The sequence below is a fragment of the Enterococcus sp. AZ011 genome (genome assembly GCF_050548355.1).
GTDB lineage: Bacteria > Bacillota > Bacilli > Lactobacillales > Enterococcaceae > Enterococcus > Enterococcus faecalis.
In genome coordinates, this window is the sequence record NZ_CP172959.1 from 621,246 (window position 1) to 634,202 (window position 12,957).

At 37.3% G+C, this 12,957-nt stretch carries 10 protein-coding genes; 4 read left to right on the forward strand and 6 right to left on the reverse strand.

Annotated elements, in window-relative coordinates:
* The first annotated feature begins 26 nt into the window (after positions 1-26).
* From IGL36_RS03070 to IGL36_RS03080, 3 genes are all read left to right on the forward strand, one after another.
* Positions 27-2,726, forward strand: a complete 2,700-nt coding sequence (locus IGL36_RS03070; RefSeq protein WP_010822599.1) for a YhgE/Pip domain-containing protein — start codon at positions 27-29, stop codon at positions 2,724-2,726.
* A 220-nt stretch (positions 2,727-2,946) separates the two neighbouring features.
* Positions 2,947-4,116 carry a cation diffusion facilitator family transporter gene (locus IGL36_RS03075; RefSeq protein ID WP_002391646.1) on the forward strand — a complete coding sequence of 390 codons (1,170 nt, stop codon included), beginning with the start codon at positions 2,947-2,949 and terminating at the stop codon, positions 4,114-4,116.
* A 297-nt stretch (positions 4,117-4,413) separates the two neighbouring features.
* A complete protein-coding gene (locus tag IGL36_RS03080) occupies positions 4,414-6,237 on the forward strand; it encodes an APC family permease (RefSeq protein WP_002379167.1) in 1,824 nt (607 codons plus the stop codon).
* A 34-nt stretch (positions 6,238-6,271) separates the two neighbouring features.
* Here the strand turns inward: IGL36_RS03080 and IGL36_RS03085 are convergent, their stop codons facing one another.
* The 6 genes from IGL36_RS03085 to IGL36_RS03110 form a co-directional block, all read right to left on the reverse strand.
* Complete coding sequence (locus IGL36_RS03085) at positions 6,272-6,736, reverse strand: GNAT family N-acetyltransferase (protein WP_002397966.1); 465 nt, start codon at positions 6,734-6,736, stop codon at positions 6,272-6,274.
* Between the two features lie 71 nt (positions 6,737-6,807).
* Positions 6,808-7,470 (reverse strand): ABC transporter permease, encoded by a 663-nt coding sequence (locus IGL36_RS03090; protein WP_002363261.1) that lies wholly within the window; start codon positions 7,468-7,470, stop codon positions 6,808-6,810.
* Between the two features lie 3 nt (positions 7,471-7,473).
* Positions 7,474-8,394, reverse strand: a complete 921-nt coding sequence (locus IGL36_RS03095) for an osmoprotectant ABC transporter substrate-binding protein (protein WP_002355743.1) — start codon at positions 8,392-8,394, stop codon at positions 7,474-7,476.
* Between the two features lie 2 nt (positions 8,395-8,396).
* The gene (locus IGL36_RS03100; protein ID WP_002355744.1) at positions 8,397-9,032 is read right to left on the reverse strand and encodes an ABC transporter permease; all 636 of its coding nucleotides are present in this window, start codon (positions 9,030-9,032) and stop codon (positions 8,397-8,399) included.
* Positions 9,033-9,035: 3 nt separating this feature from the next.
* A complete protein-coding gene (locus tag IGL36_RS03105; protein WP_002397965.1) occupies positions 9,036-10,229 on the reverse strand; it encodes a betaine/proline/choline family ABC transporter ATP-binding protein in 1,194 nt (397 codons plus the stop codon).
* A gap of 626 nt (positions 10,230-10,855) precedes the next feature.
* Positions 10,856-11,746, reverse strand: a complete 891-nt coding sequence (locus IGL36_RS03110) for a ring-cleaving dioxygenase (protein ID WP_002366267.1) — start codon at positions 11,744-11,746, stop codon at positions 10,856-10,858.
* A 165-nt stretch (positions 11,747-11,911) separates the two neighbouring features.
* Here IGL36_RS03110 and queA point away from each other — a divergent pair, with 165 nt between their 5' ends.
* Entirely contained in the window at positions 11,912-12,943 is a 1,032-nt protein-coding gene (gene queA / locus IGL36_RS03115) for a tRNA preQ1(34) S-adenosylmethionine ribosyltransferase-isomerase QueA (protein WP_002355747.1), read from the forward strand.
* The last annotated feature ends 14 nt before the right edge of the window (positions 12,944-12,957 follow it).

The following is a 12,957-nucleotide window of genomic DNA, read 5'->3' on the forward strand; positions in this document are numbered from 1 at the left end:
AGGCACAAAAAAAAGCAGGTGATTTTATGAAACATATAAAAAATACATGGGAACTATTTATTTTAGATTGGAAAAGAATTTTTAAAAACCCAGTAGCAACATTTTTGATTGTTGCCTTAATGATTATTCCATCATTATATGCATGGTTTAACATTAAAGCACTATGGGATCCGTATTCAAATACAGGAGAGTTACCAATAGCGGTCTATAGTGATGACCAAACAGCAACTTTTCAAGATAAATCGGTCAATATTGGTGATGAAGTCTTGAAAAACTTGAAGAAAAACAAGCAATTAGGTTGGCGTTTTGTTGATTCGAAAAAGGAATTAGACAAAGGAGTCCAATCAGGAAAATATTTTGCCGGGATTTATTTACCTAAAGATTTTTCCAAGGATTTGCTAAGTTTTACTTCTGGTGATATCAATAAACCTAAAATTGAATACTCAATTAACGAAAAAATTAATGCAATTGCGCCGAAAATTACGTCAAAAGGCGCTTCTTCCATTCAGTCACAAATTTCGGAAGAATTCATTAAAACGGCAAGTAGTACGTTAATCAAAACATTCAATGATATTGGCTATGATATTGATAAAAACATGGTCAGCATTCAAAAAGTTAAGAGCATGATTTTAGATACAGATGCCAACATTGGAACCATTGACACGTACGCGAAACAAGTCACTGACTTACATGGTAAGATGCCTGAGCTAAAAGAAAAATTAGCGAAAGCCAACGATGCGATGAAATATTTACCTGAAGTTGATGCTTTAGGAGAGAAGATTGTTGAGCTAAATGGTAAAATGCCAAGCATCAAAGAACAAGCTAGTGTTATTTTGACGTTACAAGAAAAAATTCCAGAAATTCAAAACGCTGGCCGACAAATTGCTATGATTGATGAAGACTTTGCCTCTGTGGAACAAACAATGAGCGAAGGAATCCAAGAAGCAAAACAAGGATTAGAAATCATTCAACAAGTTCAAACGGCGTTACCAGATATTCGTAAACTAGGTGATCAAGCCAATGATTTAGGGAATGTAACATTAGATGGCGCCAATAAATTGCAAGAGGCGTTACCAAGCATTACGAATAGCGTTGAAGTTTCAATTCAGTCTTTAAAAACGATTAGTTCTAATATCAATTCGATAGCTGGCCAAATTGATCAACTAATTGCTGATAATGAGCTAACCCCAGAAGAGAGACAACAACTTGGTGAAATTGTTACTCGTTTTTCTGAAAGCTTGGAAAAACAAATTGCAGCAGCTAATCAGTTAATTGAAACATTAACTAAATTACAGGAAGCGGCGGGTAATGATAGTTTAGCAGGTCCCATTTCAAGACTGGAACATTTGGTTAAGGTTTTAACAGAACTTAAAAAACGAGTGGATGGTATTGATTTTAATGCAATAAGTGTTGACCAATTACGTGAAACTTTGAAAGATATTCAAGATTTCTCATCTACTATATCAGATATATTGCTGGATATTCATCCAGATGAAATTAGTAACACTGTTAATACAGTCACAAGTAAATTAATTGCTACCATCCAAAACGCTCAAGGTCAACTAAACAAAGCGCAACAAATTGACTTTGAAGGATTATTGAGCTCAACAAGTCAAACGGTCACTAATGCGATTTCTTTATTAGAAAAATATCAAGCCGAAATGCCGGCAATTAAACAAGAAATTCATGATGCGAATACGATGTTGAATGGCAATATGGAAACCATTGTCAATGGCATTAATCGTGGTGCTGATTTGTATAAAAACGATTTACCAGTCATTCAAGACAAAGTCAGCAAAGCGGCAGCCTTTATGCAAAATGACTATCCAGGTATCCGAAAAGATTTAACGAATACCTTGAAAACAGTCAATGAGAAAATGCCAGATGTTGAAGCGGCCTTAGACAAAGCCAACGAGCTGATTATTAATGATTGGCCAAATATCAAAACAGGATTACACAAAGCAGCGAATGCAATCCGTAAAGGTGAAAAAGAAGTTGATTTAGGTGAAATTCTTAAATTACTAAAATTAGATGCCAATAAAGAAAGTGACTTCTTTACACAACCAGTTGAAGTCAAAGAACATGCTGTTTATCCGATTGCTAATAATGGTTCGGCAAGTACCCCATTCTATACAGCTTTGTGTTTATGGGTTGGCGCTGTGTTATTCTCAAGTGTTGCGACAACAGATGTTTATCTTGAAGGAAAAGATAAAAAACGCTTTTCTAAACGGGAACAATTTTCAGCACGGATGTTTACCTTCATTGTCATGGGGATTGGTCAAGCACTGATTGTAACCTTAGGTAATTACTTTGCGTTAGGCGTAGATGTTCGTAATCCAGCGTATAGCGTCTGGTTTGCGGTATTGATTGCCATTACGTTTATGATAATGGTTTATGTGCTCGTTGCTCTCTTTGGCAATGTAGGGAAAGGAATTGCGATAATAATCTTGGTACTATCCATCTCTGGTGGGGGTGGGAACTACCCAATTCAAGTCTCAGGTAAATTCTTCCAAATGATTAATCCGTTCTTGCCGTTTACGCATGCCGTGAACTTGCTAAGGGAATCAGCAGGAGGCATTTACTGGCCAAATGCTTGGTTTGCCATTTGGATTATGGTGGGGATTTCAGTCGTCTTTAGTATTGGCGGCGCAATTCTTTATCCACATCTGGAACACAGATCGAAAAAATTTGCGGCTTTAGCACAAAAGAGCCATTTATTCCATTAAAAAACAAAAAGCTGAAAACGTCTCTAGCGTTTTCGGCTTTTTGTTTTTCTTTATTTTCAAGGTAACCCTAACAAAGAAGTTTTGGGGGCTCTTGCTTTTGACTTTTTGGCAATGCTAAATAATAAAATCTCCCTCAGAAAGTGAGGTTTTTTGTGTACAAATGTATAAAAAGGTTTTATAGTATTTTTTTAAGAAATAAAAAGTGGGTAGGGGTTGTAAAATGATTCAAGCATTGCTTCAACGATATGAGAAAAAAATTGAACGTCGTAAATTGGAAAAACGAACAGCATTCGGTGCTTTTGCCGGGCGGATTGGGCTTGTTTCTAATTTATTTTTATTCGTTAGTAAATTTATGATTGGCTTGCTTTCAGGTAGTGTTTCAATCATGGCAGATGCCATTAATAGCTTGTCCGATACTATTTCTTCAGTTTTAACATTAGTCGGTTTTTATATTGCTGGTAAGCCAGCGGATAAAGAACATCCCTATGGCCATGAACGTTTTGAATATATTAGTGGAATGCTTGTATCATTAGTGATTACGTTTATTGGGTTTGAGTTTCTAACGACCTCCGTGGATCGCATCCTGCATCCAGAATCAATCAAGGTGACACCCATTTTATTTGCTGTTTTAGCTTTATCAATTGGGATTAAAATTTGGCAAGGGCTGTTTTACAAAAAAGTATCAGCAAAAATTGATTCTCAAGCATTAGTTGCTTCTGCTAAGGATAGCTTTAATGATGTTTATACTACATTAGCTGTTTTGGTTTCTGCATTTATTGAAGGCGTCACTGGTTTGCGAATTGATGGATATATTGGTTTTTTAATTGCTGCATATATTATTTATAGTGGCTTGCAGTTAATTCGCGAATTTATTAATGAGTTGATGGGCATGCGTCCGAGCCAAACAGAAATTGATGAAATGAAGAATGTCTTATCAAAAATGGAAACAATTGTAGGATATCACGATTTACTGATTCATAATTATGGTCCCAGCCAAACGTTTGCGTCTGTTCACATTGAAATTGATGATCGCTGGGATTTAAATAAGGCCCATCAGACAATCGATGCGATTGAAGCGAAGTTTAAAGAAGAGTTGGATGTTAATCTTGTTTGTCATATTGATCCAGTGAATTTATATGACCCAACACAACAATTTGTTCATCAAACAATCAAAAAGATTATTCGTTCTTTTGATGCGTCTTTAAAAGTCCATGATATCCGCTTAGTTACCCATGGTGAAGAGCCGAAGATTTTGTTCGACTTGGTTTTGCCTACAGAATCAAAATTATCTGAATTTGAACTGGGTGTGGAAATTCAACGGCAAGTTTATGAAAAAATTGGTCGTTATAAAGTGGAAATTACCTTCGATCATACGTACTTGTTACAATAAAAGGGAATAATTAACTAAGTTTTTAAGTGAGAGCCAAAAGGTCAAATAGACTTTTAGCTCTCGCTTTTTTGTTTAGAGAATGCAAATCCTTTTGTTATCTGGATTCTCTTGATAAGATAAAGGAAGCGGGGGACTGTAAATGAGTGTCTGATTAAAAAAAGATGGTGATTTTTTTATCTTTTTCAGTAACAAAAATCAATTGACTTTTCATTGTGAGAAGCGTAGCATATGGATTTGTTTGATAAAAAATAATGAAAAAAGTGAGCGGGTCACTCTAGAGAAAAGGAGTCGAAAAAAATGGCGGATTTAAAACGACTGTTCATTGGGAAACCATTGAAATCAGCCGAAAATGATGAACATAAATTAAGTAGATTTGCAGCGCTTGCGTTGTTATCTTCTGATGCACTTTCATCCATTGCGTATGGTACAGAACAAATAGTGGTGGTTCTGGTTACTTTGTCGGCGGCTGCGATTTGGTATTCATTGCCAATTGCTGCATTTGTTATTATTTTACTTATTTCTTTAACATTGTCGTACCGACAAATTATTCATGCGTATCCGCATGGCGGCGGCGCATACGTTGTTAGTAGTGAAAACCTCGGCAGAAATGCAGGTTTATTGGCTGGTGGTTCGTTGTTAGTCGATTATATGCTAACAGTAGCCGTTTCAGTTTCAGCGGGCGCAGAGGCGATTATATCGGCGATTCCAGCGTTATATGGTCATCAAGTAGCAATTTCTATTGGGATTGTGATATTGATTACCTTAATGAACTTGAGAGGCCTGCGAGAATCTGCTTCGTTCTTAATGTTGCCAGTGTATAGTTTTATCGCAATTATTACATTACTGATTGTTGTTGGGCTATTTAAAATTGTGACTGGTGCACAGCCATTGAATGCGACAGCTTTACCAGGAGCCGTGGTTCCAGGAATTTCTATTGCCTTAGTTTTACGAGCTTTTTCATCTGGTTCTTCTTCCTTAACAGGGGTTGAAGCAATCAGTAATGCAGTGCCATTCTTTAAGAAACCACGAGCAAAAAATGCTGCTGGGACGTTAGCGTTAATGGCAACGATTTTAGGGTTCTTCTTCGTGGGGATTACATTTATTAACTATTGGTATGGGATTGTGCCAAAAGAAGAAGTGACAGTTCTTTCACAAATTGGGAAAGCGGTCTTTGGTCAAAATATTTTATATTATTTATTACAGTTTGCGACAGCCTTAATTTTAGCGGTTGCCGCTAACACAGGATTCTCAGCCTTTCCAGTTTTGGCTTATAACTTAGCCAAAGATAAGTTTATGCCGCATATGTATATGGATCGTGGCGACCGTTTAGGCTATTCAAACGGTATTTTAACTTTAGCTGCTGGTTCCATTGTTTTATTATTGATTTTCCAAGGTTCCACAGAACGTTTAATCCCATTGTATTCAATTGGTGTGTTTATTCCGTTTGCTTTGTCTCAATCGGGGATGGTTGTAAAATGGCGAAAAGAAACTAAAAATTGGTTGCCAAAATCAATTGCTAATATTGTCGGCGCCTTTATCTCTTTCGCGATTATCGCCATTTTGTTTATTTATCGATTAGGGGACATCTGGCCGTTCTTTATTATTATGCCAGTGTTGATTTATGCATTTTATCGGGTCAACACTCACTATAAAAATGTGGCGGAACAGCTACGTTTAGAAGATGGGGCACAGTTGCATGAGTTTGACGGGAATACAGTTATTGTTTTAGTAGGAAACGTAACCAAGGCAAATGTCGGCGCCTTGAACTATGCGCGTTCCATTGGTGATTATGTTGTTGCCATGCATGTCTCAATGGATGAAAACGTTGAGAAGGAAAAAGAAATTCAGGAAGAGTTTAAAAAACACTTCCCGGACGTTCGTCTATCAATTGTCCATTCTTCGTATCGTTCACTGCAAAACCCTATCTTACGTTATGTTGATTTGGTTAGTAAAAATGCCACGAAGCATAACTATAGTACAACAGTTTTAGTACCACAATTTGTACCAAATAAACGTTGGCAAAATATTTTGCATAACCAAACAAGTTTACGCTTGCGGATTCGTTTAGCGTGGCGGGAAAATATTATTGTGGCTACCTATAGTTATCACTTGAAAAAATAAAAAAAAGTCTGCCATCTTTTGATGGCAGATTTTTTTATTGACGTAATTGTTTTTGATAAATTCTAGCGCAAGACTGCTCTTCGGTGGTTACCATTGTCAAAAATTCCCAGTCATATCTTTCATAAAAAGTAGTATGGTCTGTAAGCAGATAAAGCTTTTTAAATCCAGAATTAGCAAGAAAATCACCAACTGTTGTTAAAAGAATTCCTGCTAAGCCTTGGTGACGAAATGTTGGTTCGACATACAATGCACAAAGGTTTGGCGTAAGGTCTGCACGATGGTGGAAGTCATTATCAATTACGCCCACGCCTGCAACGATGTCCTGCTGTTTATTCAAGCAGACCCACCAATGTGGTACGTGGTTTTCGCTAGTTAGCATTTCCTGCATACTTCCTTGATACGCTTCAGCGGGGATTTGCCACTTTTGGCTAAACCATTGAGCAGCTGACGGAATTAAGTGTGGTTGTTGGTTTAAATCGATAATAGTATAGTTAGACATTATTGATCTCCTAGATAAAAGAACAGATCCCATTGAAAAGAAACAATGTTGGATCTGCTCTGTATTTTTTATTAATTGGAATGTTTGCTAGCTGGGTCTAAACGCCGTTCAATAATCCCTAGAACCCAATCTGTGATAATCGCCATAAAGGCCGTTGGTAAGGCACCGACTAAAATGATAGAAGCACCATCTGTGGCATTGGTTCCACGAATAATAATATCCCCTAAACCACCAGCACCAACGAAAGCACCAATCGCAGTAATCCCGATTGCGACGACTAACGCATTTCGAATACCTGCCATGATTACTGAAACAGATAAAGGTAACTCGACCATATAAAGAAGTTGTACTTTTGTCATACCCATTCCTTTACCAACATCTAAAATATTGCGATCCACTTGAATCATGCCAGTGTACGTATTCTTGATAATTGGCAGGAGAGAATAAAGGAAGACCGTTACAACCACCGTGTTGACACCTAAGCCCATCCCCAACATTAAAATCGAAAGCATTGCCAAAGCTGGTACTGTTTGGATAATGTTCGCTAAACGGATAATCCAGTTGGCTAAGCTACGTTTACGTGAAATCATAATCCCGATAGGAATCCCGACAATTGCAGCAAAGATTACGCCATAAATCGAAATTAAAAAGTGACGTAAAAATTGTTGAAAGACGTAGCCGCCATTTTGTTGGAAATAGTAGATAAATTGTTGGAATAAATTCATATTATTCATCTGTTACTCCCCCTCAAAATAGTTATTTTCTTTTAAGAAACGTTCGGCTACGACCGCAGGTTCAATTAAATCATTATCTGCTTGATAGTTCAATTCTTGCATTTTTTTGGTAGAAATTTTACCATCTAAGCGATTTAATACATCTTTGATTTCCGGCGTTTCTTTTAATAATTTGTCACTAACCACAGGAGCGGCATCATAAGGCGGGAAGAAGCGCTTGTCATCTTTTAACATGACTAAATCGTAACTACCAATCCGGCCGTCTGTTGAGTAACCTAAGATAACGTCCATTTTTCCAGCGTTGACTGCATCGTACACCAAGCCAATTTGCATTGGTAAAATAGATTTAAATTGGAAGTTGTATTCCTTTTTAAAGCCTTCATAACCGTCGCCTTCACGTGTGATCCACGCAGTATCGACACCAGCAACTAATTTGTCTGCGACTTTCCCTAAATCACTGACTGTTTTTAAATTGTATTTCTCAGCCGTTTCTTTTGTAACTAAGAATACATAAGTATTTTCAAATCCATATGAAGGGAACCAAGTTTGTTGATAACGTTTTTCAAATTCTGATTGAACTAGGTTAAACGCTTTTTTAGGGTCTTTTTCCGCTGGTAAGCCCAGCGTAGTGGTCACGTCAGTACCAGTATAACGAGCTGCAGAAATTGAGGCATCTCCGTTTAACATTGCTTGGTGATTGATGGTAGTAGTGGCTAAGTTGTTAATCACATTTGTTTTTTTATCTGTGTAATGCTCAACCATATCCGCTACAATGCTCCCTAAAATCTGCGCTTCTGAAGTAATCCCACCTGTAATGGCGACAGTGTTATCATCAGAAGTTGAAGCGAGACCAGGTAAAGAACAACCTGCCAATAAAAGTAAACTGCTTAAGAAGAGTAAGCTTAACTTGAGTTTCTTTTTCATCATTATTCGCCCTCCCTTAAAGCTTTTGGCGTTAAACGATTTTCTAATAATCCAAGAAGAACATCTGCTAAAAGCGCTAAAATAGTTACTGGAATAGTCCCACCAAAGATTAATTCTGGCTGATAGTTATTTAATCCACTGAAAATCATATCACCAAGACCACCTGCACCAATATAAGAAGCCAGTGTAGCCCAAGCAATGACATAGACAGCAGCTAAACGAATGCCGGCCATAATTGTTGGCATGGCAATGGGTAATTCAACACTAAAAATAGACTGTAAATTGGTCATGCCCATGCCTTTAGCAACATCTCGGTAATTTTCATCGACATTTTTCATTCCGATATACGTGTTTCTTAAAATAGGTAGAAGGGAATAGATGAATAGCGCGATAATAGCGGGTGTTTTGCCGACACCAAAAATTGGAATCATCAAAGCTAATAAAGCCAACGAAGGAACCGTTTGTAAGGCACTTGTTAAACCAATGACAATATTGGCTACTTTGGGCAAACGTGTTAACCAAACGCCAACGGGCACAGCGATAGCGACCCCTAATAAAAGTGCAAAGAATGAAATATAAATATGTTCAATACTTTTTGAAATCATTTCTGATCCATATTCTTGAAAGAAGCTACTCATTGCTTACGCCTCCTCTTTATCAGTTTCGGACTCGCTTTGTTTTGCTTCTACAGCTTCACTAATCGTTGTTTCATCGCCCCAGATAACATCATAAACAATGTCAACAAGGGAAGCACGTGTTAAGATGCCCACCACTCGTTTTTGCTCATCAACGACTGGCACATATTTTAAGCCACGTTTTAAGATTCTTTGTAAAGCATCACGTAAAAGAGCGGTTTTTTGAACAAAGAAGACATCTTTATTCAAGATATCACCGACACTAGAAGCTTTGCCACGTTGCTGATCTAATGTTTCAACATCGATAAAGCCTTTAAGCACATGGGAATTATCAACAACTAATAAGGTATCAACCCGTTTTTCACGCATCAATTTAATCGCTTCTTGTAAAGATTTTTCTGGCGTGATAGTAATAGCTGAATTTAACATGACTTCATCAACAGTGGTGAAATCAGGTTTGGCTTGTAATAGGCGATCTTCTCCGATGAGTTCTTCTACAAATTCATTGGCTGGATGACGTAAAATATTATCTGGTGTGTCAAATTGAATTACTTTGCCTTCGCTCATAATGGCAATTTTATTTGCTAATTTCAACGCTTCATCCATATCATGGGTAACAAAGACAATAGTTTTTCCTAAACGTTCTTGCAAATCTTTCACTAAATCTTGTAATGAATCACGGGTGATAGGATCTAAAGCACCAAAAGGTTCATCCATTAGAATAATATCTTGATTGGCAGCTAAAGCCCGCACAACGCCGATTCTTTGTTGTTGTCCGCCAGAAAGTTCATTGGGATAGCGGTCCAACATTTCTCGTGATAACTCAACCAAATCAATCATTTTTTCGGCTATCTTATTGCGTTCTTCCACAGGTACTTTTAATAATTTAGGCACTAAAACGATATTTTCACGAATGGTCATGTGAGGCATCAAGCCGATATTTTGAATGACATAGCCAATTTGGCGACGTAGCTCTACAGGATTGATTTTTTGAATATCTTGGCCATCAATTAAAATTTTTCCTTTTGAAGGGTCGGTCATGCGGTTAAGCATCCGCATTGATGTTGTTTTTCCACTACCACTTGTTCCGATGAAGCAGATAAATTCACCTTTATCGAAAGACAAATTAATGTCATCAACGGCGACTTTTCCGCCTTTATAAAATTTTGATACATGCTGAAATTCTATCAACTTACTCACCTCAACTAAATATTTTGAAAATGTATCTTATTACTAGTATGCTATAAAAATGCGATTTCGACAAATGTAATCTATTTTTAATGGGAAAAAGAAGGCGGTAAAATTTTTTTAATTCGTTCTAAAAAAAAGAAAAGATAACTATTGTTTAGTAAAAGTTATCTGAACGAAACAAGATGTTAAAAAGAGTATTCTGAGAAGGGGAAAAAGCCGCTATAACAAAGAAAAGTGTCCTTTATAGCAAGTTGACGGGAGCTGAGTTTTTCATTAGAATGGAAAGAGAACAAGGGAATAAAATAAAAAAAGGCGCTTCATGATTTAGCGGCAACTAAATCACGAAGCCTTGAATAGTCACCTGTGCAAGTGGACCATCAAGTTGCCCGTTCAATCAATGGAAACCATTGATCACTTTTATTTTACTGAATTTTTGAAAAAATTACCAGTTTTTTTAAGGAGTAAGAAGTGGAAGAACGAAGGATGCTTTTTATGGAATGTGCAATGACGTTCAGAAAAATCTGAAGGTCATTTTTTATTCTCTTGTTCAAACATTCAAACATAGGGGAAGAGAGACGGACGTAATTTTGTCACCGATTATTACGTCCGTCTTCCGTTGTTTTCTAAAGCGTTGGTTACATGTCTTTGTAGAGGTTGGCTTCAATTGCAGTCCGTTTTGGTTCTAAAAAAGGTGGTAAAGCCAACGTTTCCCCTAAATGTTCCAGAGGCTCATCCAATGTAAAGCCAGGAGTCAAAGTAGCAAATTCAACCCGATTCCCGCCTGGTTCACGAATGTATAAACTTTTAAAATATCCACGACTTACATACATTTCAATCTCCCAGCCTTGTGCTAAAGCGCGCGTGTGTAGTTCTTGTAATGCTTCATCATCAGCTACAGAAAAAGCAATATGATCCATACTGCCACGCCCCATTCGGCTTGTTTTATCCGACGTTGTTTGATGAACAGAAAAGCTTTCCGTCTCACTTAAAATAATCGTATTGCCAACTGCTTGCCAACCAAGAAATGTTTCAAAAAAGGCCAAGGTTTTTTCAGAATCTGGCACATGAAATTCAGTAGAGGTCAAACCGATAATTTGAACCGCTGCTGGAATGTCGTTAGAAACAACGAGTGTTTCTTTTAATGGATTTTCAGGAACTTCTGTCAGGATAATATGCGTATCATCTGGATCACTGAAATGTAGGCTCTTTTCTTTTTTGTTAAATGGAATTTTGTTTTCTGTTAAACGTTGTTCCCAAAAGGAAAGGCTGTTTTGGGGAATTTTTAAGCCAATCGTGGCTAAATAATTTTTTTCTTCATAGCGGTTGCCTAATAAGGGCACGATAAAAAAAGTTACTAAGCTTCCCGGTGTGCCTTGATAATCGCCATAAAAATAATGAGGCATGCGATTGTTGTCTTGATTGACGGTATTTTTGACAAAGCGTAAGCCTAACAATTTTGTATAGAATGATTGGTTTTCTTGACCATGACGCGCTAATAGTGAAACATGATGAAATTGAGCATGCATTTTGAGTTCCTCCTCTAAATAACTATGTATACTTACTTAAAGTAAGTATAGTGCTTCTGACATTTTTTGACAACTATTTAGTTTGATTCAGAAGGCTGACATAGCCAGAAACAAGAAAAAGTGTTAGAATAACCAAGATAAAAACTAGTAGAAAGAGTGACGGAAATGCTAAGTACAGAAGATTTTGATTTTGATTTACCAGAAGAATTAATTGCTCAAACCCCACTAAAAGATCGCGCTAGTTCACGATTATTAGTTGTAAATAAAGAAACAGGGGACATGGAGGATAAACATTTCCATGATATTCTTGATGAATTACAGCCTGGGGATGCATTAGTCATGAATAATACACGGGTACTGCCGGCCCGTTTATATGGAGAAAAACCTGAAACAGGCGGTCATTTGGAAGTTTTACTTTTAACAAATACAGAAGGCGATACATGGGAAACCTTGATTAAACCCGCGAAACGTGCAAAAGTCGGCACGGAAATTCAATTTGGCGATGGTCGCCTAAAAGCGGTGGTTAAAGAAGAGTTGGAACATGGTGGTCGAATCATTGAATTTAAATATGATGGTATTTTCTTAGAAATTTTAGAATCGTTAGGAGAAATGCCATTGCCGCCATATATCAAAGAACGTCTAGATGACCCAGATCGTTATCAAACGGTTTATGCTGAAGAAAATGGTTCAGCTGCAGCACCAACAGCGGGTTTGCATTTTACAAAAGAACTATTAGAAGAGATCAAAGCAAAAGGTGTTCATCTCGTTTATTTAACTTTACATGTCGGTTTAGGAACATTCCGTCCCGTGAGCGTTGATAATATAGAAGAACATCATATGCATAGCGAATTCTATCGTTTAACTGAAGAAGCGGCTAAGCAATTAAATGAAGTACGCCAAGCAGGCGGTCGGATTGTTGCGGTTGGAACAACTTCTATTCGTACGTTGGAAACAATTGGCACAAAATTTAATGGTGAAATCCAGGCTGACAGTGGCTGGACCGATATTTTTATCACACCAGGGTATCAATTTAAAGTCGTAGAGGCTTTTTCAACGAACTTCCATTTACCAAAATCTACGTTAGTGATGCTTGTGAGTGCCTTTGCAGGAAAAGACTTAACATTGGCTGCTTACCAACATGCAATTGAGGAAAAATATCGTTTCTTTAGTTTTGGCGATGCAATGTTTATTAAATAAGCGACACTTTGTGA

Coding starts and splice junctions, on each gene's coding strand:
- IGL36_RS03070 (WP_010822599.1), top strand. CDS start 27: ATGAAACATATAAAAAATACATGGGAACTATTTATTTTAGATTGGAAA.
- IGL36_RS03075 (WP_002391646.1), top strand. CDS start 2,947: ATGATTCAAGCATTGCTTCAACGATATGAGAAAAAAATTGAACGTCGT.
- IGL36_RS03080 (WP_002379167.1), top strand. CDS start 4,414: ATGGCGGATTTAAAACGACTGTTCATTGGGAAACCATTGAAATCAGCC.
- IGL36_RS03085 (WP_002397966.1), bottom strand. CDS start 6,736: ATGTCTAACTATACTATTATCGATTTAAACCAACAACCACACTTAATT.
- IGL36_RS03090 (WP_002363261.1), bottom strand. CDS start 7,470: ATGAATAATATGAATTTATTCCAACAATTTATCTACTATTTCCAACAA.
- IGL36_RS03095 (WP_002355743.1), bottom strand. CDS start 8,394: ATGAAAAAGAAACTCAAGTTAAGCTTACTCTTCTTAAGCAGTTTACTT.
- IGL36_RS03100 (WP_002355744.1), bottom strand. CDS start 9,032: ATGAGTAGCTTCTTTCAAGAATATGGATCAGAAATGATTTCAAAAAGT.
- IGL36_RS03110 (WP_002366267.1), bottom strand. CDS start 11,746: ATGCATGCTCAATTTCATCATGTTTCACTATTAGCGCGTCATGGTCAA.
- queA (WP_002355747.1), top strand. CDS start 11,912: ATGCTAAGTACAGAAGATTTTGATTTTGATTTACCAGAAGAATTAATT.